Genomic DNA, 23,966 nt, shown 5'->3' with positions numbered 1-23,966 from the left:
GCAGATCCCGGCTGCCGGCCTGTGCTCGCATACCCGGAGTAGCCGCCCCGATCGTTGATTTCCGATTTCCTGCCAATCCAGGAAATCTATTCACTCTTCCTCCGAAACTATGAAATTAAGTTTCTCTATAAAATTGATAGAGAACGTATTTTAGCAGTCCAACAGCCAATTTTTTACTTGGCCTTGGGGAAGGCCGAGCTGTTGACGGCAACCGGAGAGAACGCGCAATGACACGGAAAATCAGGCTTGGGGCATTTCTTCCCGGTGGCGGACAGCATGTTGCTTCATGGCGGCATCCCGACCAGCCGGCCGACGGCGCGACCAGTTTTGAGTTTCACAAACGTCTCGCTTTGACAGCTGAGCGCGGGCTCTTCGATGCCTATTTCCTGGCCGACGGGCTGGCGGTCGGTTTCGGTGGAGCACGCGAAGGCGGCAACGCCCGCGTCGCCGGCTTCGAACCCGTGACCCTGTTCTCCGCCCTTGCGCCTTTCACCACTCATCTCGGCTTTATCGCCACGTCCTCGACCACCTACGAGGAGCCTTACACGACCGCGCGCAAGTTCGCCTCGCTGGATCTGATCTCGGATGGCCGCGCCGGCTGGAACGTCGTGACCACGACGGGCGACCTGACGGCGCAGAACTTCAACCGCGATACCCAGCTTCCGCATGCGGACCGATATCGCCGCGCTGCCGAGCATGTCGACGTTGTCCGCAAACTCTGGGAAAGCTTCGAAGACGACGCATTCATCCGGGACAAGGACTCCGGCGTGTTCTTCGACCCGTCGAAGCTACACGACACCGACCACCGCGGCGAGCACTTCAGCGTGCGCGGTCCGCTTAACGTGTCGCGATCGCCGCAGGGGCATCCCGTCATCGTCCAGGCCGGCCAATCCGACGACGGACGCGGGCTTGCCGCAGCAACGGCCGAGGTCATCTTCACCGCCCATCAGCATATCGAAACCGCCCAGGAGTTCTACCGGGACATCAAGGCACGCGCCCGTGGTCTCGGCCGAAACCCCGATCACATCCTCGTCATGCCCGGCGTATCCGCTTTCGTCGGCAGGACCGAGGCGGAGGCGCGCGAGAAATACGACCGCCTGACCTCGCTCATCGTCGAAGAGGACGGGATCGGCCTCCTCAATGGCCTGACCGGCGGCACGCTCGATCTGCACGGTTATGATCTCGACGGGCCTCTTCCGCCAGCGCCGCCGACGGAAGGCATGAAGAGCCGCCAGGCCCTCATCCGCCAGATCGCCGATGAAAACAACTTCACCATTCGCCAGCTCTATCAATGGATCGCCTCCGCCCGCGGTCACTACACCATCGTCGGAACGCCCGAACAGATCGCCGATACGCTACAGAACTGGTTCGAGAACGAAGCTGCCGACGGCTTCAACATTCTGCCGCCCTGGCTGCCGACGGCACTCGACGACTTCGTCGATCTTGTCATCCCGGAGCTGCAGCGTCGCGGCCTGTTCCGGACGGCCTATGAGGGCAAGACGCTTCGCGAAAACCTCGGCCTGCCTTTCCCCATCAATCGGTTGGCTGCAGGACGTGCAGCTCTCCAGGCAGCAGAGTGAGGAGCGGTGAATGTCTTATGAGATCAACCAGGTTCTTCCGAGAAGCTTCGGCCGCCCGAAGAGCAGCGAAAGCAATATTTCCACTCTCGCCTCCAATGTGCGCGGGGTGCTCGCATCGCTTTTGCCGCGTTATGGCCTTCTCATCGGCTTCCTCGTGTTCTGGCAGGTGTCGAGCACCAGAGGCTGGGTCAACCCCGCCGTCTTCCCGCCCCTGAACGTCATCCTGTCGGCTCTTTGGACCAATCTGGCCAATGGCGCGCTGCTCGATGACATCGCCATTAGTCTGCAGCGATCCGGAACCGCCTTCGCCTTTGCCGTCGTGATCGGCATTCCACTTGGCCTGTTCATGGGCCAGGTTCGTGCGGTCGAACAGGCGCTCGATCCGATCCTGCAGCTCTTCCGCCAGACCTCGGCGCTCGCGCTCTATCCGGTCTTCATCCTGCTGCTCGGCCTCGGCGAGACATCCAAGATCTTCGTGATCTTCTGGGCCACACTGTTTCCGGTGCTGCTCGCCACGATCAGCGGCGTCAAGGAGGTGGACAAGAAGCTTATCGAGATGGCGCGGACTTATGGCGCCGGACCGCTGACTATCTTTCGCCGCGTCATCCTGCCGGCGTCGGTGCCGGCGATCTTCGTCGGCCTGCGTCTTTCGGCGACGACCGCGCTTCTCCTGTTGATTGCCGCCGAAATGATCGGCGCCAACAAGGGTATCGGCTTCCAGGTCATGAACGCCCAGTACAATTTTCAGATCCCGCTGATGTTTGCGGCGATCCTTCTGCTCGCCTTCCTCGGGCTTGCCGCCAATGCCCTGCTCGTTTTGCTGCAGCGGCGCCTGTGCCGCTGGTCTCAGCCGAGCCGCTGACCTGCTTTCCCGATTTTCCTCTTCCGAAAGGTCTCATCATGACATTCCATCCCCGCCACCTCCTCCTGCCGGCAGTGATCGCTCTCGGTCTTGCCACACCCGCCGCGGCCACCGATACGGTGAAGCTGCGCTACCTCGCCAGCCAGGGCGGTCTTGCCGCCCACGAACTCGCCGCCGAACTCGGCTATTTCGAAGGAACGGGCATCACGCTGGAAAATGTCGGCTATGCCCAGGGTGGTCCGGCCTCCCTCATCGCTCTCGCATCCGGTGATGTCGAGATCGGCAGCGCGGCAACCTCCGCCGTCCTGAATTCGATCATCGGCGGCAATGACTTCGTCGCGGCCTATCCCTCGAACGGCATCAATGACGAGGTGCAGTCGACCTTCTACGTGCTGGACGACAGCCCGATCAAGGGCATCAAGGACATCGTCGGCAAGAGCATCGCGGTCAATACGCTCGGTGCCCATCTCGATTATACCATTCGCGAGGCCTTGCATTCCGTCGACCTGCCGACGGACGCAGCCAATCAGATCGTCGTTCCCGGGCCGCAGCTCGAGCAGGTGCTGCGCTCCAAGCAGGTGGACATTGCCGCCTTCGGCTATTGGCAGACGACCTTCGAGGGGGTCGCGCTCAAGAATGGCGGTCTGCGCGCGATTTTTGACGATACCGACGTGCTTGGAGACATTGCCGGGGGCTTCGTGGTCCTGCGCCGCGATTTCATTCGTCAGCATCCGGAGGCCTCGAAGATTTTCGTCGAGCAGTCGGCCCGCGCCCTCGACTATGCCCGCGAACACCCCGAGGAAACCAAGAAGATCCTGGCCAAGGCCCTCAGTGAGCGTGGCGAGAACGCTGATATCGCACAGTATTTCCGCGGCTACGGCGTGCGGGCCGGAGGTCTGCCGGTCGAGCGCGACATCCAGTTCTGGATCGACGTCCTGGTTCGCGAAGGCAAGCTAAAGCAGGGCCAGTTGGCGGCGAAAGACATCCTCTTTACCGCCGACGCCAAGCCGGCAAGCAACTGAGGAATGGTGATGAGCATCGCTGAGGACACGCGCCGCGGAGAGGTGACGATCCGTCACCTTTCCAAATCCTACAAGCTGAACGGGACACCTCTACAGGTTCTCAGGGATGTCAACCTCCACGTCCGCTCTGGCGAAAGCCTCGCCATCGTCGGCGCCAGCGGCTCGGGCAAGACGACCCTGCTCAGAGTTCTGGCAGGTCTTGAGGATTCCGACACGGGAGAGGTTCTCGTCGATGGCAAGGCGGTGCGAGGCGTCGGCGCGGAGCGTGCCGTCATCTTTCAGGAACCGCGCCTTCTGCCCTGGCTGACCGTGCTCGACAATGTCTCCTTCGGGCTGGAAACAAGAGGCCTATCGCGTGAGCAGGCGAGGGGACGGGCGCGCCACTATGTCAAGCTCGTCGGCCTTCAGCAGTTCGAGGCTGCCTATCCCCGGCAGCTCTCCGGTGGCATGGCCCAGCGCGTCGGCATCGCCCGGGCTCTGGCCGTCCAGCCCGAGATCCTGCTGCTCGACGAACCGCTCGGCGCGCTCGACGCGATGACCAAGATCGGCATGCAGCAGGAGCTCGCACGGATTTGGCGCGATGAGGATGTGACGACCATCCTCGTCACCCACGATCTCGAGGAAGCGATCTACCTGGCCGACCGGATCCTGATCCTGCCGCGGGAGAAGGGCGGCGAGCCGCGTCTGATCGAAATCGATCTGCCCCGCCCTCGCGACCGCAGCGCACCGGAATTCGTTCGACACCGCGAAGAGCTGTTGAACCTGTTCGGACTGCATTGACGTCTACAGGCGCGAGCCTCCGCAAAGAGCAAAGCACTTGCCCGGGACAGAACGGGTCGACGCCATATTCGCGGGTGATGTGCTGACCGCGACGCGCGATCTCCTCGGTGAGGGTCGAGCGGCGCAGCAGAAGGATGGTGACGGCGTCAAACGCGAAATGACAATTGCGACATAGCCGAGTTCCCGACGTGCCGCTTTAACCCAAAAGCGTCTTCCTCAAGCGATGGATATGGGCGGCGCCAATGCCGCAGCAGCCGCCGATGATGGTCGCGCCGGCTTCGGCCCAGGAGCAGGCATAACGCGAATAGGCGTCGTCATTCAGATCGGCGCGGGTATCGTGTAGGCCTTCATTGGCGGCTGCGTCGCCTGTTTCCCCTTCGAAGGCATTGGCATAGACGCCGATTTCGATGTGAGCATCCATCTTTCGGAAGACGCGCGCCGCCGTCTCCACAGCCGCCTGCATGACTTCGGGCTTGCTGCAATTGAACAGTAGAGCTTCAGCGCCCGATGAAACCGCCCAGGATGCCGCATCCTCGACCTTTTCTCCGGAGCGAAGCTTCGGTTCGCCGCCACTGATGGCTGCCTCGTCATCGGCCAATGTGAATGAGATCCAGAACGGCTTGCCTGATGTCGCCACCGCCTTGCGGACAGCCTCTGCCTCGGCGATCAGGCTCAACGTCTCGCCGAGCCATATATCGACGAAGGGAGAAAGGTTTTCGACAAGCACCTCGAGATAGTCCTGCACCCGCGAAGGCTGAAAATTCTGCGGCTCATATGAACCGAAGATCGGCGGCAGCGACCCGGCAACCAGCACCTTCCGATCGGTAACGGCATCCGCCGCCTCGCGCGCCAGGCGACCGGCGAGACGGATCAGCGCCGGCCCTTCCGTCTGGAACCGGTCCTCACCGATATGAAAGGGTACCAGCGCGTAGCTGTTTGTCGTAACGACCTCAGAACCGGCGGCGATAAATTCCTGGTGTACCCTGCGGACGATATCCGGCGCATTGATCAGCGCCAATGCCGACCATTCCGGTTGTTTCAGCTCGGCGCCCAGCCGCAACAGTTCGCGGCTCATGCCGCCATCGAGAATTCGCGTCGTGTTCATGAAGAAGTCTCCATTCAGGCTGTCGCGCCGTCAGCGGCGCCGGGCTTTCATCGTAAAGTGGGCGAGATGTACGTGGTTCGTGCGGGCGGGAGTTCATGACCAGTCTCTTTTCCGGTCAGCCTAGCGGCGAACCGGCACCTGCGCTTCGAGACCTCGAAAGACGCGGGCGATCACGGCGGTCAGCGCGAGATAGAAGAGGGTAACGACCAGCAGCGGTTCATAGACGAGCAGCGTGTCCTGCCGAACCTTGTTTGCCACGGCGTAGAGATCCATCACCGTCACCGTAAAGGCGAGCGGCGTCGCCTTGAGCTGCATGACGATCTCTCCCGCAATCGTCGGCAGGGCGATGCGAATGGCGCGCGGCAGCCAGATGCGGCGGGTCAGCATCCAGGGCGACAGGCCGAAGGCCCGGCCGGCTTCGAGCTCGCCCTTGGGAACGGCAAGCAGCGCGCCGCGCAACACCTCTGCCTCATAGGCTGCGTAGTTCAGGGTAAAACTGACGGCGGCGAAGAAGAAGCCCTCGCGCAGGATCGGCCAGAACAGGCTCTGGCGGATGCCGGGGACCATCGGCAGCAGCGAGCCCACCCCGTAGTAGAGAAGCCACAGCTGTATCAGCAGCGGCGTGCCGCGAAAGAAGGTGCAATAGCTGCGCGCCAGCAGCCGCGTCAGTCTGCCGCCGCTGACCTGCGCGAAGGCGAGGCCTATGGCGATGACGAAGCCGAACACCACCGAGATCACCAGCAGGCAAACAGTCTGCCAGGCGCCGGTCAGAAGCAGCGGCCAGTAGGAAAAGATCCAGGTGAAACTCATGGGGCGCTTTCTTCAGGCAAGGCGCGGCTGTCCCCGCCGTACCCGTCCCTCGATCAGTTTGAAGACGACGTTGGAAACAAGCGTGATGGCGAGATAGAGAAGGGCCGAAGCAAGGAAAAAGACGAAGTAATGCTTGGTGCTTGCCCCGGCAAGACGGGTGGCGAGCGCCAGTTCCTGGTAGCCGACGACCGCCACCAGCGCGCTGTCCTTGGTGACCGACATCCACAGATTGGCAAGGCCCGGCAGCGCGTTCGGCAAGAGCGCCGGCAGCAGGACCCGGCGGAACCTCAGCACCGGCCCCATGCCAAAGGCCTTGGCCGCCTCGATCTGGCCGACGGGAATGGCTAGGATTGCGCCGCGCAGCACCTCCGTCATGTAGGCACCCTGGACGAAGCCCAGCACGGCAACGGCCGCGACGAAGCCGTTCACATTGACCGGTGGCAGCTCCAACGCGGCGAGCAGCCGGTTGAGGCCATCGGTGCCGGCATAATAGAGCCCGACGATCAGGATAAGCTCCGGAACGGCGCGGATCAGCGTGGTGTAGAGATCGAGCAGGAGACGAAGCATGCGATTGCCCGAAAGCTTTCCAAGCGCGCCGCCCGTGCCGAGCAGCAGGCCGATCGCGAAGGCGCAAGCCGAGATGGCGACGGTGGAGACCGCACCTGCCAAAAGGACGCCGCCCCATCCCGGAGGATAGGGAGACAGCAGGTCCAGAATACCTTGTTGCGTGGTCGCCATCGTTCCGGTTGCTTACTTTGCGCCGTAGATGTCGAAATCGAAGTACTTCTTGTTGATGGCGTCGTATTGGCCACTGGCACGGACGGCGGCGATGGCTGTGTTCAGCTTGGCTTTCAGTTCCGTGTCTTCCTTGCGCAGGCCGCCCGAAACGCCAGCGCCGAGAATCTCCTTGTCGTCGGCAACGTCGCCCATCTTGGCGCAGCAATCCTTGCCGCCATCGCTTTTGAGGAAAGCGTCAAGCGCCAGTGAATCGCCGAAGACATAGTCGATACGGCCGGAAGCGAGATCCTGAAAAGCCTCGTCGAGCGTCTGATAGGTCTTTTCCTCCGCAACCTCGGCAAAGTACTTCTTGTAATATTCCGACTGGATCGTCGACACCTGGATACCGATGGTCTTGCCCTTCACGTCGTCGGCGGTGGCGCCCGGCTTCTGGTCCTTGGGACCGATCAAGGTGCTCGGGGTGTTGTAATATTTGTCGGTGAAGTCGATCACCTTCGAGCGTTCCGCGGTGTTCGACATCGACGACCAGATCACGTCGAACTTCTTGCTCTGGAGAGCCGGAATGAGACCATCCCAGGAAATCTCGACGATCGAGCATTTCTCCTTCATCTCTTCGCATACGGCATTCATCAGGTCGATTTCCCATCCCTGCCATTGACCGGAGGCGTCCTTGGCGAAGAAGGGCGGATAGGATTCGTTCATGACGCCGAAGCGGACTTCGGCCTGTGCGGTGACGGCGGAAAGCACGAGTGCGGCGCCGGCAAAAAGCGTGGGGAGCAGTTTCATACGCAGGATTCTCCTGGTTTGTGTTGTCGATGAGAGCTCGGAGTGCATCAGTGGGCGCTGAGGCCGGTGAATTCCCGGCAGCGGGCGCTGACGGGCGCCCCGAATATCTGCTCCGGCGGACCTTCCTCCTCGATCCGTCCCTGATGCAGGAAGAGAACACGGCTGGAGACATCGCGGGCGAAGCGCATTTCATGCGTGACGATCAGCATGGTCCGGCCTTCTTCCGCGAGATCGCGGATGACCTTCAGCACCTCGCCGACCAGCTCCGGATCGAGCGCCGATGTCGGTTCGTCGAACAGCATGACATCAGGATCGACGCAGAGGGCTCTCGCAATCGCCGCGCGCTGCTGCTGGCCGCCGGAGAGGAAAGCGGGATAGGCGTCGCGTTTATCGAAGAGCCCGACCTTGTGGAGCAGGGCTTCGGCCTTTTCGATGGCATCGCGCCGCGAAATGCCCATGACGTGCACCGGCGCCTCGATGACGTTTTCCAGCACCGTCTGATGGGCCCAGAGATTGAAACTCTGGAATACCATCCCCAGTCCGGTCCGTATCCGTTCGATCTGCCGCCAGCTGCGCGGCTGCAGCCGGCCGTCCCGCCCCATCTTCAGCGCGATTTCCTCGCCGTTTACGGCAATGCGGCCACGATCGGGCGTTTCCAGGAAATTGATGCATCTGAGAAAGGTGCTTTTGCCGGAGCCCGACGAGCCGATGATCGAAATCACATCGGACTTTGCGGCCTGCGTCGAGATACCCTTGAGAACCTCTTGCGAGCCGAAGCTTTTATGAAGATCTTCGACGCGAAGAGCAGGAAAGGGTTGATCTGGCATGCATGGTTCCGGGTGAATTGAGCTTGCAAAGGATAATGATAAAATAACGCGGTTTTTTCGCGCAGTTTTCATCTATTCTGCATATTTTATGCAAAATAATCTTCTTCGTGCGGCAAGTACGGCAGAATGCGCGAATTGTTGCGGCGAGAACTAGGATTGGACAATGGAACAGCTGGATCGTTTTGACCGGGACATTCTCGATATCGTTCAGCGCGACTGCCAGCTGAAAGCCGAAACGATCGCCGAACGGATCGGACTGTCGGTCTCGGCCGTGCAGAGGCGGTTGAAGCGGCTGCGCGAAGAAGGGATCATCAAGGCGGAGGTGGCCGTCGTCGACCGCAAGGCGACGGGAACAGCGATGGTGTTCATCGTCGGGATGGAGATCGAGCGGGACAATTACGACGCACTGGCGAAGTTCCGCCTCTGGGCGGAGAAGCAGGATCATATCCAGCAGGTCTATTATGTCACCGGTGCGGTCGATCTGATCGCAATCGTCACCGCCCGCGACGTCGAGCATTATGACGATATCGCCGCACTGATCATGGCTGACAATCCGCAGATCCGCCGCATGCACACGAATGTCGTGTTGCGGGACGTCAAGCTCGGCCTGTTCGTTCCGCTGGATTAGCGCACACGCGATGCCCACCGGCATTGGTTCCGGCTGCGACAGATCGGGCACCGACAAGCCGCTGGACACGCATTTGACAAAGGGCATAATTCCCGGCGCAAAATCTCGGGAGGAATGATCGTTGACGTTACGACACCAGATCATCGCATTGGCGATCGTTCCGCTCGTCATTTCGATCCTTGCGATCACCACCTTCATCACCTGGCAATCGGCAAACCTCGCCAAGAACAGCATCGACACGTTCGAGCAGAACATGCTGAAGACCAAGGAAGCCGAGATCCTCAACCTGACCAACCTTGCCCTGTCCGCCATCCAGGCGATCTATGACAACGCCGGTTCCGACGACGAAGCCGCCAAGCAGCAGGTGGCGGCGATCCTGACCTCGCTCGACTATGGCAAGGACGGATATTTCTTTGTCTACGATTACGACGGCAACAACATCGTCCATCCGCGCCAGAGTTTCCGCCATGGGCACAATTGGCTCGACCTTACCGACCCGGATGGCGACAAGGTCATCGCCGAACTGATCGCCACCGCAAGAGCGGGCGGGGGTCTGCATCAGTACAAATGGCAGAAGCCATCGACCGGGCAGATCGCCGACAAGCTCTCCTTCGTCGTCAGTCTCGACAAATGGCACTGGGTCGTCGGCACCGGCGTTTACCTGGACGACGTCTTTGCCCAAAGTGCCGCCGCCAACGCCGGAATGCGCGCCAACATAAAACGGACCTTCATCATCGTCGCGCTGATCGCCGTGCCTTCGGTGCTTGTCGTTTTCACGACCTGCATGCTGCTGACGTTCCACGAGCGCCGCATGGCCGACAGCCGGCTCAAGGCGCTAACACAGCGGGTCATCGATACGCAGGAAGAAGAGCGTGCGCGGCTTGCACGCGAGTTGCATGACGGCATTTCCCAAAATCTCGTCGGCGTGCGCTATGCGATGGATCTTGCCGGCCGCAAGGTCAGAACCAATGTCGATGATGCGGCTGTCACCATCGACCGCGGTGTCGAAGCGCTGAACGGCGCCATCAAGGAAATCAGGCGGCTGTCGCACGATCTGCGCCCGCGCGTGCTCGATGATCTCGGCCTGACGGCTGCCCTGGAGGCGCTGTGTTATCATTTTGCCGAGCGGACGGGGATCGAGACGAAGATCGAAGCTTCGGGCTTCACTGACACGCTGAAACCCGAAGCCAATACCGCCCTTTATCGCGTCGCCCAGGAAGCGTTCAACAATGTCGAGCGCCACGCGGGCGCCTCCAAGCTTGCGGTCAAGCTCTGGAGCGACAACGGCCGCGCCCGCATGACCGTCACCGACAACGGCACTGGCTTCGACGGCATCAACGACGGCGTCTCCGGCAGATCAGGTCTCGGCCTGCGCAACATGCAGGAGCGGATGGCCCACTTCCGGGGCCTGCTGCTGATCAACAGCAGCGAGGCCGGCACGACGCTGACGGCGATGCTGCCGAAATCGGCCAATCGTCCCGCCGACCAGCAGGCAGAAGCTGCATGACGGAACGCCCGAAAATCAGGGTGCTCTTGATCGACAATCATCCGCTGGTGCTGGACGGGTTGAAGGCCGTGCTCGAAACATTCGACCATATCGAAGTTGCCGGTACGGCCGGGCTCGCGCAAGGAGGGCTCGAGATCGGCCGGCAGGTCCTGCCGCAGGTCGTGCTGATGGACATCAACATGCCGAAGCTGAGCGGCATCGATGCGATCGAATTGTTCAGGAACGAACTTCCCCAGGCGCGGGTCGTGATGCTCTCCATGCATGACAGCCGCGAGTATATTTCCTCCTCGGTCATGCATGGCGCTGCCGGCTACATCCTGAAAGACGTTTCGACCGACGAGATCGTCTCGGCCATCGAGACCGTGGCGGGCGGGGGAACATATTTCTCGTCCGGCGTGTTCGACGCACTGATGGGCGAACGCGCAGAGGAGGGCAGCGATCCTCTGACGCCGCGCGAACGCGACATTCTCGGACTGATCGTTGCCGGCAGGAGCAACAAGGAGATCGCCGACGTGCTCGGGATAACCTCCGCCACGACGGAAACCCATCGCAAGAACCTCAAGAAGAAGCTCGGTATCACCACCACCGCGGGCCTCATCCGCTATGCGCTCGATCACGGCATCGTCTCGAAAGTCGGATAAATCGCGTCTACCCACTTCTGGGTAGGCCTCGGCATTTCACCGCCGCCTCGATCTTGCGAGCTTAAAACCGGCGTCATAGGACTCCATCCACGGCTGGCCAAGTGCGAGCCGTTGGGAGGAATTCACATGCGTTACATCAGCTTCCGATCGGTCGGAAAACCTCAAGCGACCCGAGCCGGGCCTGCCGCGGCCGCCGGCTGACAGACCTGCCTTCCACGCCGACAACTGGAACATGGCGACCGCGGACGCGGTGCCTGAAAGGTATCCCGACATGGAAAAACCACGTAGCAAGGCAGCGCTCTGGCTGCTTGTCATTCCCTATCTAGGTCTGCTCTGGCCGCCATTTTACAATGTCCGCGAGCCATCTCTTTTCGGCTTTCCCTTCTTCTATTGGTATCAGCTTCTCTGGGTGCCGATCACCGCAGCGCTGACCTGGATCGCCTATCGGAGCACCCACCATGACGACTGACATCAACGGCACGGCGCTCGCCGTCTTCCTGTTCTTCTTCGTTCTCGTCACCGTCATGGGCTTCGTCGCCTCTCGTTGGCGAAAGCCGGAAACGCTGGCGAGTATAGACGAATGGGGCCTCGGCGGACGCAACTTCGGCACCTGGATCACCTGGTTCCTCGTCGGCGGCGATTTCTATACCGCCTACACCGTAATTGCCGTCCCGGCGCTGGTCTATACCGTGGGAGCCTACGGCTTTTTCGCGCTGCCATACACTATCGTCGTCTATCCCTTCGTCTTCATGGTTATGCCGGTGCTGTGGAAACGCGCCAAGGAATTCGGCTATGTGACGGCTGCCGACGTCGTCCACGGTCAATACGGATCGCGCGGTCTCGAACTCGCCGTGGCGGCAACGGGCGTCATCGCCACCATGCCCTACATCGCCCTCCAGCTCGTCGGCATGACGGCGGTCCTCAAGGCGCTCGGCCTGCATGGCGAACTGCCGCTGGCGATCGCCTTCATCGTGCTGGCGCTCTACACCTATTCCGCGGGCCTGCGCGCCCCGGCGCTGATCGCCTTCGTCAAGGACATCATGATCTATATCGTCGTGATCGCGGCCGTCGCACTGATCCCGTCGAAGCTCGGAGGCTACGCCAATGTCTTCGCCTCGGCCGATGCGGCCTTCCAGGCCAAGGGTTCCGGCAACCTGCTGCTCGGTGGCAACCAGTATGTCGCCTATGCCACGCTCGCTTTGGGTTCGGCGCTCGCGGCTTTCATGTATCCGCATACGCTGACCGGCATCTTTGCCTCCAACAGCGGCAAGACGATCCGCAAGAATGCGATCATGCTGCCCGCCTATACGCTGCTGCTCGGCCTGCTGGCGCTGCTCGGCTATATGGGGCATGCCGCCAACCTGAAGCTCGACAGCGCCAATGACGTTGTTCCGACGCTGTTCAAGACGCTGTTTTCGGGCTGGTTCTCCGGCTTCGCCTTCGCGGCGATCGCCATCGGCGCGCTGGTGCCGGCAGCGGTGATGAGCATCGGCGCCGCCAATCTCTTCACCCGCAATTTCTGGAAAGCCTATGTCGATCCTGACGTCAGCGATGCGGGTGAGGCCAAGGTTGCAAAGATCACGTCGCTCGTGGTGAAGATCGGTGCGCTTCTTGTCATCATCTTCCTGCCGACGCAGTTCGCACTCGACCTGCAGCTGCTCGGCGGCATCTGGATCCTGCAGACGCTTCCGGCCCTAGTCTTCGGCCTCTATACCAACTGGTTCCGTGCGCCCGGTCTGCTTGCCGGCTGGTTCGTCGGTTTCGGCGGCGGTACTTTCCTCGTCTGGGATGCCGGTTGGAAGCCTCTGCATCTGATCAGCCTCGGCGGCGAACCCTTCACCGTCTACACGGGACTGCTGGCGCTTGCGGCAAACATAGGCGTTGCGGTTGTTGTCAATGCCCTGCTTCCAGTCAAGGCTCCGGCTCGGGCATAAGATTCAAATGCGAAGGGCAGCAAACGCTGCCCTTCGCAAAATTATGCTGCTTTGGTGTTCCAGCACAGACTGGAGGGATGTCAGGGCGACTTAAAACTCCTCCCAATCGCCGGCCAATGCCGCACTCCCGTTCGTCTGGAACGACTTGCCCACTTTGGCAATCATCTGACGCGCCGGCGAGGGCGCCGGTTGAGCATATGGCGCCGCGGCAGCGGGCTGCGATATGCGCTTCGGTGCCACCGCTCCGCCAATGTTGAACTGGCCCAGCAACTGGAACAACGCGTCGGCTTCCTTGGCGAGGTTGTGGGCCGCCGCTGTGGCTTCTTCCACCATGGCGGCGTTCTGCTGTGTGCCCTGATCCATCCTGTTGACGGCGGTATTGATCTCTTTCAGCCCCGTCGCCTGCTCTTGCGAAGCGCCGACGATGGCCCCCACATTGCCGTCGACCTGCTGTACCTGCTCGGCAATCTCCTTCAGCGCCTTTCCGGTCTCGCCAACCAGGGCCACACCGCTTTTCACGTGGCCATTCGAAGCGTTGATCAGTTCCTTGATTTCTTTTGCCGCCTTGGCGGAACGTTGCGCCAGCTCGCGCACTTCCTGAGCGACGACGGCAAAGCCCTTGCCTGCCTCACCGGCGCGGGCGGCTTCGACTCCGGCATTGAGCGCCAGCAGATTGGTCTGGAACGCGATCTCATCGATGACGCCGATGATGCTGCCGATTTCGGTGGCGGAGGATTCGATCTTGCCCATGGCATCGACCGCATCCCGAACGACGCTGCCCGAGCGCTCCGCACTGTCCTTCGTCTTGCGAACGAGCTGGCCGGCTTCCTGAGCCTTGTTGCTCGAGTCGGCAACGGTGGTCGTGATCTCTTCCAGGGCAGCGGCGGTTTCCTCGACGGAGGCTGCCTGCTGTTCGGTCCGCTTGGCGAGATCGTCCGAGGCAGAGCGGATCTCCTGTGCACCGCCCGCGATGGCGCTCGCGTTCTGGGCAACCTTCTGCATGGCGGCACGGAGCTTTTCGACCGCAGAATTGAAGTCGGCTCTGAGCTTTTCCAGAGACGGAATGAACGGAGTGCCGATCTGCTGCGTGAGGTCGCCGTCAGCCAGCGCCTGCAATGCATCGCCAAGCTGACCGACGGCTTGGTCCGTCTGCTCGGCAAGGGTGCGGCGTTCATCTGCATCCTGCTCGAGCCGATGCCGCTCCGACACGGCTCTCTTGGCCTCCGCGTCAGCTTCCCGTTCGGCCTTTGCCGAAATTGCGTCCCGCAGCCCGGCCACGGCTCGTGCGAGCTTGCCGATCTCGTCGCCCCGGGCTTCGAGGCGGCGATCGCCGTTAAGATTGCCGTCCGCCATCGCTTTCAGCGAAAGCTGAAGTTTTGTCAGCGGGCCGACGATCGTGCGTGCCGTCACACCGGCGGCAACCAGTGAAAGAACAGCCGCAATGCCAAGTGCGGTCAGGGCCAATGGCTTGAAGCCGCTTGCCGTGCTGCGAACCTCGCCGCCAATCGATTTGTTCAGCGCTTCCTGATAGTCGATGAATTTGTTGATGGCGCCAAGCCAGGCAACGAAGGCCGGCCGCGCCTGTTCAAGCAGGATCTTGCGGGCGGCCTCGCCGTCGCCCTTCTCCTGCAGCGCAATGATCTGGGCGACCAAAGGATTGGTTTTCGCCTGGATGTCTGCAATCTCGCCGAGAATGGTCTTTTCCTGTTCCGTCGCACCTGCCGGAGATGCAACCATATCCGCCATGCGCTTTTCATTCTCGGCGTAAGACGCTGCCAGCTTTTCGATCAATGCCTCGGCGGCCTTCCGTTCATCGGCAGACGTCACCAGAGTGACGTCGCGGATGGCAATCGCCCGATCATGCACGCTGCCGCGATAGTTGATGGCAAACCGCTGCTTCACGCTGTTGACGTCGTTGATGGTTCCAAGCTTATCGTTGATCTGCGCAACTTTTTCCGTCGAATAGATGGTCAAGCCGACCATCAGCAAAAGGAGAACGCTGAAGCCAAGCGCCAAGCGCGCTACAACCCCGAAACTCATGATATTCTTCATATGCACTCTCCCCTCGCGGTGAGGTTTGTTGGAAGGATGTCTCGCAGCCAGGATTGCTTGTCATATCTCGTTCGAATGCCGAGCCTCGGTATGTCTCCGAGTGCATTCCGACAGGCACCCCTGTGCCCGGAATCGCGCTTGAGATACGGAACATCCGTCAAAGCAATAAAAGCCGATTTCATGCGAAATTCGGGCACCTGGCCCGCCATCATGGCGGAGGTGACGGTCCTCAAGAACGTCGTCCCGATATCTAAAAAAAATTAGAGGAATATATTTTAGAGAGTGTAAACGGAGCCGACGGAGCATGCTATATCGCCATATCTGGATAGCATTTGCGCTTTTCGGACGGACTATTTGAGGAGCGCTCTCCCGATGGTTGCGAAATCCTCGGACTCCCCTGCGCAACAAGGCTCTGCGGCTTGCCTGCGCCTACGCGATGCGGTCCTGGCATCGGGTGGTGATTTGCTGAAAGGTCTCTGCAACGGCATGAATTGCAGCTGTGGTGCCGGAGCGTCGGCGCTTCCGGCTTCAGCCGCGTAGCAGCGGAAGAAGCTGATCGCCCTGCCGCTTGATCTCGGAGAGATACGGCGTGTCGGAGAGCACGAAGTGGGTGATGCCGAGATCCTGGTATTTCCGCAGCGAGCGGGCGACATCCGCCGCCGAACCGACCAGCCAGGTGGTGCCGGCACCACCGCCACCGAACTTGCCCGGCGCGGTATAGAGGTTGTCGTCGAGGACGTCGCCGCGCTCATGCAGCTCGAGCAGCCGCTGCTGGCCGACGGCGAGCACGCGCTGGTGATCGTGCCAGCCGGTACCCTTGCTTCTGGCCATCTCGGCGACCTTTGCCTCGGCGTCGGTCCAGGCCTGTTCGGTGGTATCCCTGACCAGCGTCGTTATCCGCAGGCCGAATTCCAGCGGCGGGAGGTCGCGGTCCAGCTCCCTGCTCAGCGCCTTGAGCCGCGCGATCCGTTCGCGGACACCGTCGAGCGGCTCGCCCCAGAAGAGCTGGACATCGGCCTCGGTCGCGGCCACGCGCTCTGCCGCTTCCGAGGCACCGCCAAAATAGAATTTCGGATGCCGACGCTCGCCGCGGACCTGGATGCGCGGCACCACGGTAGAGTCGGCAACCCGGAAGTGCTCACCCGCCGAAGTGACATTGTCCTCGATCCACAGTCTGCGGACCAGCCGCATGAACTCCTTGGTACGGCCGTAGCGATTCGCCTGATCGCCCTCGCTGTCGCCGTAGGCAGCCAGATTGTCCTTGCCCGACACGATGTTGATCCGCACCCTGCCGCCCGTCAGGTGGTCCAGCGTCGCCGCCGCGGAAGCGAAGTTCGCTGGTCGCCAATAGCCTGGGCGGATCGCAATGAGCGGTTCAAAGGTGGTCGTCCGGGCGGCGAGCGAGGCCGCGACGGTAAACGTGTCGGGGCGGCCCCAACCGGTGCCGATGAGCGCGCCCTTCCAGCCATGCTCCTCCAGCGCCCTTGCGTGGCTGGTCAGCGTATCGAGGCTATTGTGGTTCTCGACGGCGGAATCGCCGCGATGTCCGGCTTTAATGTCGTTCGGAATATACCAGAGAAATTCGGAATTATTGCTCATGCGATGCTGCGGTTCTGTCTGTGATTGAAACAAGGAAACCCGGGGCCCCCCTCAAGAGATCATACGGCCGCCTGCACCTGCTGCTCCGCCTGAACCACAAAGCCATTTGGCGGGCGTTGGAGGCCAAGATTCTCCCGCAGCGTCGTGCCTTCATATTCGTGCCGGAACAGGCCGCGCTTGCGCAGGATCGGGACGACCTGATCGACGAAGTCGGTCAGAGCGGTGGGCAGAATCGGCGGCATGATATTGAAGGCGTCGGCAGCGCCGTTCTCGAACCAAGTCTGCATCGCATCGGCGATCTGCTCGGGTGTTCCGACCACCGTCCGGTGGCCGCGAGCGGTGGCGACCGCCAGATAGAATTGGCGCAGCGTCAGATTGTTGCGCGATACCAGGTCGGAAACCAGCTTGAGGCGGCTTTTGTTGAGTTCGGTATTTTCTGGCAGGGGAGGGGCAGGATCATCCAGCGAGTAGCCGGAAAGGTCGACGCCCTTGTAGTGGCGGGCAAGGATATTCCAGGCGATGGAGGGATGAACCAGCGATTGGATATGGTCGTAGTTCGCCTGGGCTTCCGCTTCCGTCCCGCCGAGAACAGGGAATATGCCGGGACTGATCAGCAGTTCGTCCGGCCGGCGTCCATAGCGGGCCAGCCGCCCTTTGACGTCGGAATAGAATTCCTGCGCATCCTCGAAGGTCTGGTTGGCGGTAAAGATCATCTCGGCCGTGCGGGCGGCAAGTTCGCGCCCCGGTTCGGATGCGCCGGCCTGCACGATGACAGGATAGCCCTGAACCGGACGGCCGACGTTAAGCGGACCGGCCACCGAGAAGAATTTGCCCTTGTGATCGACGAGATGCACCTTGTCGGGATCGAGATAGACCCCGCTTTCCTTGTCGCGAATGAAGGCATCGTCCTCGTAGGAATCCCACAAGCCCTTCACCAGGTCGACGAATTCCTCGGCCCGCTCATAACGATCGGCATGGGCGGGATGGCCTGCGATTGAGAAATTCTTCGAAACATCCGCACCTGTCGTGACGACGTTCCATGCCGCACGACCCTTGGAGATATAGTCTAGCGACGCGAACCTGCGGGCGAGAAGGTAAGGGTCCTCGTAGGTCGTCGATGCGGTGGCGACGAAGCCGATATGTTTGGTCACCTGGGAGAGGGCGGCCCAGAGGGTCAGGGGCTCGAAATGCGCGCCCTGTGCGGTGCGGCGAAGCGCTTCCGGGTCCTTGGCGCGGTCCCATCCAGCCGGACTGTCGGCGACAAAGACGAGATCGAATTTGCCGCGTTCGGCGGTCTGCGCGAGCTCGCGGTAATGATCGATATTGAGGCCGGCATCGGCCTGCGCCTCCGGATGACGCCAGGCGGCGATATGATGGCCGGTCGCCATGATGAATGCGCCAAGCCGCATTTGCCTTTTCGATGTGCTCATTGGCTTATCTCCAGATCAAACTGAACTGTTGCTGATGTCAGGCGGCCTTGCGGCCCGGAAGCTCGACCCCGAGCCGGCTCAGGAGGTGGATTCGGAATTGCGCAAAGCGCGGATCGCCGTGGTCGCGCGGCGTCGGCAGATCGATCTTGAGGTCCTCGATAAGGCGCCCTTCGTCGAGAACCAGTATGCGGTCGGCCAGCGAAATCGCCTCGTCGACGTCATGAGTGACGAGCAGCACAGCAGGACGGTGTCTTGCACACAACTCCCGCAGCAGATCGTGCATTTTCAGCCGGGTCAGCGCATCGAGCGCACCGAACGGCTCATCGGCGAGAAGCAGGGCCGGTTCGCGCACCAGCGAACGGGCAAGCGCGACCCTCTGCTGTTCCCCGCCCGAAAGCTGGTTCGGCCACGCCGTTTCCCGACCCGCAAGTCCTACCTCCGCCAAAGCCTTCCGTCCGGCTTCCTGGCCAGAGGCGCCGGTCAAGCCAAGCGTGACGTTCTGGATGACGGTACGCCAGGGCAGCAGGCGGGCATCCTGGAAAACCACCGAAAGACTCTCCGGCGTCTCGAGGGTGCCCGTTCCCTCGACACCGTGATCGAGGCCGGCAAGAGCCCTGAGGAACGTGCTTTTGCCGGAGCCGCTGCGGCCAAGCAGGGCAACGAACTCGCCTTCCTCGATATCGAGGTCGACGCCGTTGAGGATCGTCTTCGTCGCAAACCGGCGTACGAGGTCTCGCACGTGGACGGCTTTGTTTGCGGGCTTCAGTTTGCCAGGGTGCGGCGCCATGAGAGGGCCCTCCGTTCAAGCAGGCGGACGAGACCGTCCGAAACGAGACCGAGCAGCACATAGACCACCAGGCCTACGAGAATGACGTCGGTCTGCCCGTAGTTGCGGGCAAGATCGATCATGTAGCCGAGCCCGCTGGTGGCGTTGATTTGCTCGACCACGACGAGAGAAACCCAGCAGAGGGTGACGGCAAACCGCAGGCCCAGAAGGAAACCCGGTAGGGCGCCGGGCAGCACCACCTGAAGGATGAAGTCCTTCTGGCTCATCCGCAGGGTCTCGGCCAGTTCGACATAACGGCTGTCGATGCTGCGGAGCGCATTGTGGGTGTGGATGTAAATCGGCACGATCACGGCAAGCGCGATGGTCGTGACCTTCATGCTCTCGCCGATGCCGAACCATAGGATCAGCAAGGGGATCAGGGCCAGCGTCGGTATCGCGCGCTTGATCTGGACCGGCCCGTCGATCAGGGCTTCGCCGATCCGGGAAAGGCCGGCGATCACCGCCAGCAACGTGCCGATCAGCAATCCGATGCTAAGACCGAGCAGGGCGCGGGTCGCCGACGTCACGAAATTGTCCTGCAAGCGACCCTGCTCTATCAGCCTTACGAAAGCCTCGACCACCGTCCACGGCGCCGACAGGATGCGCGGGTCGATCCATCCCAATGCCGAACCGACGACCCAGGTCAGGACAAGCAATACCGGCCCTATCTGCAACCCGAAAGGGATCGCGGGTCCGGGACCCAGCCTGCGCCGGGCGCGGGGGCCAGCACAGCTAGCCGGACCAACCGCCTTTGCCAGGCGTGAGCCTCCATGCGCAACTCTCCCGCCTGATGTCAGGGATAGTTTCGTCTCATCTGCATCCCAAGTGGTTGCCATGCTTCAGATCTCCTCTCCGAAGGAATGTCGAACATTATTGGCTCTTGGCCAAAGCCGCGGCGCCGAGCTTTTCGAAGCGATTGTCGAAAATCTGCTCCACATTGAGGGGCTTGTAGCCGAGCTCGTCTGCCAGCAGGTCGATGGTTTCCTGGTGGCGCTTCTTCACTTCGCTCCAATCGCTGGGAACGATCTGTTCGCCGGTCAGCTTGACGAGATATTCCCCGTCTTCCTGGCTCAGTCCCTGCTGACCGACGTAATATTCCTTGATCCAGAGGTCCGGGTTCCGGTTCACCCATTCCGTGGCGCGTGCCCACAGACCGACATATTCGGCGAGGGCTGCCGCCTTGGCGGGATCATCCAGAACCCATTGCGGCGCATAAAGATGGCTCGGATCGTCGCGCAGGCCATGCTCGACGAGGGTCGCGCCATCGGGTCCGTATTGGGTGATGTAGCGCCTGATGTAGACGCCGCCGAGCGGTGCGATGTCGACCTGCTTGCTTGCCAATGCCTTCGGATAGACGTCGCTGGTGCTTGGCAGTTCCACCAGAGTGACATCGCCGCTCTTCAAGCCTGCGGCATGGAGGGCACGCAGAACGAGCGTGCCTTGGGCCTGCCCCGGGCTGAAGGCGATGCGTTTGCCGCGGAAATCCGCCAGCGTCTTGACGGCCGCGCCTGGTGCGATGCCGAAGCGGTAGATCGGATTGGCGATCGGGTCACGGCGTTCGCGATAGGCGATGTTGCGGACGGGCAGGTTGTTCCAGTTAGCGAAGATGGAGGGGATCTCGGCTACAGACCCGACATCCAGCGCATGGGCGCGGAAAGCTTCCGAAGTCTGCGGCCCGCCGCTGATATTGGCCCATTTGACTTCGAAACTGAGCTCCTTGCCGAGGCCGGACACTTCGAGAGCTTTCTGAGTGACCGGATCGCCGATCGTCAGCACCGTGCCTGGCGGCACCTTGGGAAGGAGCGGAGCCTCTGCCTGAGCTGCCGCCGGACCGTGAACGGCACTGAGACCAAGCAGACTGAACAACGCAATTTTGAATGTCTTTGCCAATGTCATCGTCGATCTTCCCGTTTCGGATTGTTGTTTGCAGGAGCGATGCACGGCAAGATGGAACATAATCTACTAAATCGATAGACTATTTAGTTTAATGAAAGTGACGCTGAGGGAAAATTGTCCTCAAAAGTCGGGCAACCGAAACGATCGCATCCGTCGCGTCTGAGGATACTCGGTGCACCAGACGTGAAAAAGCGCCCGGGAGGCTCGTCCGCGGGCGCTTTCCGGGTCTTTGTTCAAACCCCTACTTTTGTTTAAGCCGGGCAGCGATCGGAGCGGTCGCCCAAGCCGTCACGGACGTCGGGATCACCTGATCTCAGGCAATATGCGGTGCATATTCGTTGGCCGCGAATACGTGATGATGCACCTTGCCGGTAAAGAGCTGCAGAAGTTCGCCGGTGACCTCGCGGCTCTCGGAGCGCACATCGGAGAGAAGTGCTGCGTTCACCGCGTCCATATCGGGATAACGAATGGCCAGCGCCATGGCATAGATCGGGGCGCCTTCGTCGCGCTCCATGCCGTCAAGCACCCGGATTTCCTCGGCGCCCGGAAATTTCGTCCAGAGAGGCACGAGCCGCTGCCGCACGAATTCGCGGAATTCTTTTTCCCGACCGGAATGGATTTCGCCTTCAAACAAAGCATAACGAATGATCATAGGTTCTCTTTTCCAAAACTCGCCGGAGCTGGATCGATGGTGGTGTGTTGTCGGAATATCAGGGCGTATCGGTCGATACGCCCTGATTGGGAGGGTTATTTGCCCCAGATTTTCTTGTATTGGTCGCGATAGCCGTTGTCGGGATCGAAGCTATTCTTCGGTCCACCGTCAAACTCGACGTTTTGGCTGGTCACCACATGGAGCGGCGACACGTAGCCCGACCAGGGAGCGCCCGCAAAGGCGCGGTTCAGTTCATCGACGAGCTGCCAGCCCTGGAGGTTGAGCGGCTCGGCGACCGTGACGGCCTGGAACTGCTTGGCACGGATACGCTGATAGGCGCTCTCCGAACCGTCGCCGGCTGCGACGTTCACTGGCTTTCCATCACCTGCAATGCCGGCCGAGGCGAGCGAAGGTCCCATGAAGTCGTAGTAGAGGTCGTTGATCGCCAGCGAATGCGTCCACTTCGCGCCATACTTCTGCAGAAGCGACGTGGTGAGCTGCGGCATGCGCTGAGAGGTTTCGGCAATCGGCGTGTCGACATATTCGAGCACCGTGCCGCCGAGATCCTCGATCTCCTTCTTCATACGATCGGCTTTGGCGATCGCGATCGCATAGGTGGAGTCGGTGAAGATGATGACACCCGGCTTGCCGGCGGCATCGGCGAAGGCCCAATCCGCCGCGGACTTCGAGACTTCCATCGCATCGGTGGTGACGTTTGCGAAGACACCGACTTCAGGGACCGGACCGACAGCCGAGGCGGCGTGCCAGGAAACCATTGGAATGCCGGCAGCCTTGGCCGCTTCCATCGCCGGCTTCTGTTCGACCGCGTCAAAGCCGTTGATGATGATGCCATCCGGCTTCAGTGCCATGGCCTGGCCGAACGCCGCGGTGCGCCCGCCGATCGAACCGGCGCCGTCAAGCGCCTTCACCGTCCAGCCGAGCGCGCCCGCCGCTTCCTGAACCCCATTCACCACACCGAGGATGCCGCCGTTTTTCATATCGCCGGCAAGAATGACGATGTTCTTTCCGGCAGCGGCCTTCGGGCCGCTCGTCGGGCCATCCCAGGCGCTCACCTTGGAAGCATACTTCTCGACCACGGCCTTGGCGTCGGCCATGGAATCGGCCAATGCCGGCATGCTGAGCATAACGGCGACGGTTGCGACCGTTGCCTGCAATAACATTCTGCGCTTCATGTTCACTCCTCCATTTTGTTTGTTATGAAATGCCGGGATGAGCCGGCATCCTCATTTGGATGCGGGTGTGATCCTCCTCACAGCTCCGCGCTTGCGCTGGGCGTAACCTGCTATGCCGATGGCAATCAGCAGGGTCACACCGTTGAACAGCGGTTCGACGAAGAATGACCCGCCGAATTGCTGAATTCCTGATATTCCGACCGCCAGGATGATGACGCCGATCAAGGTGCCCCAGACGTTCACCCGGCCGGGCTTGATCGTCGTCGATCCGAGGAACGCGCCGACAAGTGCCGGCAGGAGATATTCGAGGCCGACGCTCGCCTGGCCGATCCGCAGCTTCGAGGCGAGAAGGACCCCGGTCAGAGCCGCAAGCAGCCCCGAAGTGACGAAGGCGCCAATCACGAATTTGCGGACCGGAATGCCATTGAGGGCGGCCGCCTTGGGATTGGCGCCGATGGCGTAGAGATAGCGGCCGATCGGCAGGTATTCGAGCACGATCCACATGCAGATCGCGATCAGCAGCACGTAGAAGCCGGTGATCGGCAGGCCGAACAGCATGGTGCCGTTCAGCGCATAGAAACCATCAGGCAGGACGCCGACCACCTGCCGCCCGCCGGTGTGCCAGAGGGCGAGCGCGTATAGGACCGTTCCGGTGCCGAGCGTCGCGATGAAGCTGTCGATTTTCGCGACCTCGACCAGCAGGCCGTTGATGAAGCCGGTCAGAACGCCAAGCGCGAGAACGATAACGACCGCGACCGGCCAGGGCAGGCCGTAGGCCGTCTGCAGGCTGATGGCGAGGATGTGCCAGAGCACGATGCCATAGCCGACGGTTAGGTCGATGCGACCCGATGCCATCGGGATCATCGCGGCGAGCGACAGAAGCGCGATGATTGCCTTGTCGGATACAATCGAACGGACGTTCAACACGGTTGGGAAAGTATCGGGCAGAAGGATCGAGAAGATCACGATCAGACCGACGGTCAGGATCACCAGGCCGTAAACCGGGATCAGGCGCCCGATCTTCTGTCCGGTGGACAGACCGGCCATTTCGCTCTTGGTCGGCTCCAGCGCCGTGGATTCAATGGATTGCATGGCTGT

24 protein-coding genes are annotated in these 23,966 nt (G+C 61.2%); 10 read left to right on the top strand and 14 right to left on the bottom strand.

Annotation, left to right across the window (positions count from 1 at the left end):
* The first annotated feature begins 227 nt into the window (after nucleotides 1-227).
* From A6U98_RS29725 to A6U98_RS36960, 5 genes are read left to right on the top strand one after another with little or no spacing between them, the layout of a single operon-like run.
* On the top strand, nucleotides 228-1,580 hold the full coding sequence (locus tag A6U98_RS29725; RefSeq protein WP_064654508.1) for an LLM class flavin-dependent oxidoreductase: 1,353 nt from the start codon (nucleotides 228-230) through the stop codon (nucleotides 1,578-1,580).
* A gap of 10 nt (nucleotides 1,581-1,590) precedes the next feature.
* The gene (locus A6U98_RS29720; RefSeq protein WP_064654507.1) at nucleotides 1,591-2,442 is read left to right on the top strand and encodes an ABC transporter permease; all 852 of its coding nucleotides are present in this window, start codon (nucleotides 1,591-1,593) and stop codon (nucleotides 2,440-2,442) included.
* Nucleotides 2,443-2,480: 38 nt separating this feature from the next.
* Complete coding sequence (locus A6U98_RS29715) at nucleotides 2,481-3,464, top strand: ABC transporter substrate-binding protein (RefSeq protein WP_064654581.1); 984 nt, start codon at nucleotides 2,481-2,483, stop codon at nucleotides 3,462-3,464.
* A gap of 9 nt (nucleotides 3,465-3,473) precedes the next feature.
* Entirely contained in the window at nucleotides 3,474-4,244 is a 771-nt protein-coding gene (locus A6U98_RS29710) for an ABC transporter ATP-binding protein (RefSeq protein WP_027667366.1), read from the top strand.
* A 37-nt stretch (nucleotides 4,245-4,281) separates the two neighbouring features.
* Complete coding sequence (locus A6U98_RS36960; RefSeq protein WP_156667906.1) at nucleotides 4,282-4,419, top strand: hypothetical protein; 138 nt, start codon at nucleotides 4,282-4,284, stop codon at nucleotides 4,417-4,419.
* Between the two features lie 21 nt (nucleotides 4,420-4,440).
* Here the strand turns inward: A6U98_RS36960 and A6U98_RS29705 are convergent, their stop codons facing one another.
* The 5 genes from A6U98_RS29705 to A6U98_RS29685 form a co-directional block, all read right to left on the bottom strand.
* Nucleotides 4,441-5,349: a homocysteine S-methyltransferase family protein gene (locus A6U98_RS29705; protein WP_064654506.1), complete on the bottom strand. Its 909-nt coding sequence runs from the start codon at nucleotides 5,347-5,349 to the stop codon at nucleotides 4,441-4,443.
* 120 nt (nucleotides 5,350-5,469) lie between these two features.
* Nucleotides 5,470-6,159 carry an ABC transporter permease gene (locus A6U98_RS29700; protein WP_064654505.1) on the bottom strand — a complete coding sequence of 230 codons (690 nt, stop codon included), beginning with the start codon at nucleotides 6,157-6,159 and terminating at the stop codon, nucleotides 5,470-5,472.
* Between the two features lie 12 nt (nucleotides 6,160-6,171).
* Nucleotides 6,172-6,897 carry an ABC transporter permease subunit gene (locus A6U98_RS29695; RefSeq protein WP_017992548.1) on the bottom strand — a complete coding sequence of 242 codons (726 nt, stop codon included), beginning with the start codon at nucleotides 6,895-6,897 and terminating at the stop codon, nucleotides 6,172-6,174.
* Between the two features lie 12 nt (nucleotides 6,898-6,909).
* Nucleotides 6,910-7,683, bottom strand: coding sequence for a transporter substrate-binding domain-containing protein (locus A6U98_RS29690; protein ID WP_064654504.1), 774 nt, complete (start codon nucleotides 7,681-7,683; stop codon nucleotides 6,910-6,912).
* Between the two features lie 47 nt (nucleotides 7,684-7,730).
* The gene (locus A6U98_RS29685) at nucleotides 7,731-8,510 is read right to left on the bottom strand and encodes an ATP-binding cassette domain-containing protein (protein WP_064654503.1); all 780 of its coding nucleotides are present in this window, start codon (nucleotides 8,508-8,510) and stop codon (nucleotides 7,731-7,733) included.
* 163 nt (nucleotides 8,511-8,673) lie between these two features.
* Between A6U98_RS29685 and A6U98_RS29680 the strand changes: the two genes are divergently transcribed.
* The 5 genes from A6U98_RS29680 to mctP all read left to right on the top strand — a co-directional run bounded on the left by A6U98_RS29680 (nucleotide 8,674) and on the right by mctP (nucleotide 13,220).
* The gene (locus A6U98_RS29680) at nucleotides 8,674-9,138 is read left to right on the top strand and encodes an Lrp/AsnC family transcriptional regulator (protein WP_003555489.1); all 465 of its coding nucleotides are present in this window, start codon (nucleotides 8,674-8,676) and stop codon (nucleotides 9,136-9,138) included.
* A gap of 121 nt (nucleotides 9,139-9,259) precedes the next feature.
* Entirely contained in the window at nucleotides 9,260-10,645 is a 1,386-nt protein-coding gene (mctS, locus tag A6U98_RS29675; RefSeq protein WP_064654502.1) for a sensor histidine kinase MctS, read from the top strand.
* Nucleotides 10,642-11,286, top strand: a complete 645-nt coding sequence (gene mctR / locus A6U98_RS29670; protein WP_064654501.1) for a two-component system response regulator MctR — start codon at nucleotides 10,642-10,644, stop codon at nucleotides 11,284-11,286. Before mctS ends, mctR begins: the two co-directional genes overlap by 4 nt.
* Before the next feature lie 271 nt (nucleotides 11,287-11,557).
* Nucleotides 11,558-11,755, top strand: a complete 198-nt coding sequence (locus tag A6U98_RS29665) for a DUF3311 domain-containing protein (protein ID WP_064654500.1) — start codon at nucleotides 11,558-11,560, stop codon at nucleotides 11,753-11,755.
* On the top strand, nucleotides 11,745-13,220 hold the full coding sequence (gene mctP, locus A6U98_RS29660) for a sodium:solute symporter family monocarboxylate transporter (RefSeq protein WP_064654499.1): 1,476 nt from the start codon (nucleotides 11,745-11,747) through the stop codon (nucleotides 13,218-13,220). The genes A6U98_RS29665 and mctP overlap by 11 nt, the downstream gene beginning before the upstream one ends.
* Before the next feature lie 90 nt (nucleotides 13,221-13,310).
* On the opposite strand, the gene A6U98_RS29655 is transcribed toward mctP, so the two are convergent.
* The 9 genes from A6U98_RS29655 to A6U98_RS29615 all read right to left on the bottom strand — a co-directional run bounded on the left by A6U98_RS29655 (nucleotide 13,311) and on the right by A6U98_RS29615 (nucleotide 23,960).
* A complete protein-coding gene (locus A6U98_RS29655) occupies nucleotides 13,311-15,272 on the bottom strand; it encodes a methyl-accepting chemotaxis protein (RefSeq protein ID WP_064654498.1) in 1,962 nt (653 codons plus the stop codon).
* A gap of 528 nt (nucleotides 15,273-15,800) precedes the next feature.
* The gene (locus tag A6U98_RS29650) at nucleotides 15,801-16,871 is read right to left on the bottom strand and encodes an LLM class flavin-dependent oxidoreductase (protein WP_064654497.1); all 1,071 of its coding nucleotides are present in this window, start codon (nucleotides 16,869-16,871) and stop codon (nucleotides 15,801-15,803) included.
* Nucleotides 16,872-16,930: 59 nt separating this feature from the next.
* A complete protein-coding gene (locus tag A6U98_RS29645) occupies nucleotides 16,931-18,301 on the bottom strand; it encodes an LLM class flavin-dependent oxidoreductase (protein WP_064654496.1) in 1,371 nt (456 codons plus the stop codon).
* 37 nt (nucleotides 18,302-18,338) lie between these two features.
* Nucleotides 18,339-19,088: an ABC transporter ATP-binding protein gene (locus A6U98_RS29640; RefSeq protein WP_064654495.1), complete on the bottom strand. Its 750-nt coding sequence runs from the start codon at nucleotides 19,086-19,088 to the stop codon at nucleotides 18,339-18,341.
* Nucleotides 19,064-19,963, bottom strand: coding sequence for an ABC transporter permease (locus A6U98_RS29635; protein ID WP_064654494.1), 900 nt, complete (start codon nucleotides 19,961-19,963; stop codon nucleotides 19,064-19,066). The genes A6U98_RS29640 and A6U98_RS29635 overlap by 25 nt, the downstream gene beginning before the upstream one ends.
* Before the next feature lie 34 nt (nucleotides 19,964-19,997).
* On the bottom strand, nucleotides 19,998-21,023 hold the full coding sequence (locus A6U98_RS29630) for an ABC transporter substrate-binding protein (RefSeq protein ID WP_064654493.1): 1,026 nt from the start codon (nucleotides 21,021-21,023) through the stop codon (nucleotides 19,998-20,000).
* A gap of 313 nt (nucleotides 21,024-21,336) precedes the next feature.
* Complete coding sequence (locus tag A6U98_RS29625; protein WP_064654492.1) at nucleotides 21,337-21,675, bottom strand: hypothetical protein; 339 nt, start codon at nucleotides 21,673-21,675, stop codon at nucleotides 21,337-21,339.
* A 95-nt stretch (nucleotides 21,676-21,770) separates the two neighbouring features.
* Nucleotides 21,771-22,868, bottom strand: a complete 1,098-nt coding sequence (locus tag A6U98_RS29620) for a substrate-binding domain-containing protein (RefSeq protein WP_064654491.1) — start codon at nucleotides 22,866-22,868, stop codon at nucleotides 21,771-21,773.
* A gap of 51 nt (nucleotides 22,869-22,919) precedes the next feature.
* Nucleotides 22,920-23,960: an ABC transporter permease gene (locus A6U98_RS29615; RefSeq protein ID WP_064654490.1), complete on the bottom strand. Its 1,041-nt coding sequence runs from the start codon at nucleotides 23,958-23,960 to the stop codon at nucleotides 22,920-22,922.
* Between the last annotated feature and the right edge of the window lie 6 nt (nucleotides 23,961-23,966).

Origin of the sequence: Rhizobium sp. WYCCWR10014, assembly GCF_001657485.1 — a bacterium.
Classification (GTDB): Bacteria; Pseudomonadota; Alphaproteobacteria; order Rhizobiales; family Rhizobiaceae; genus Rhizobium.
Note: the sequence above shows the minus strand (reverse complement) of the source record. Positions and strands in the feature narration are given on the sequence as shown.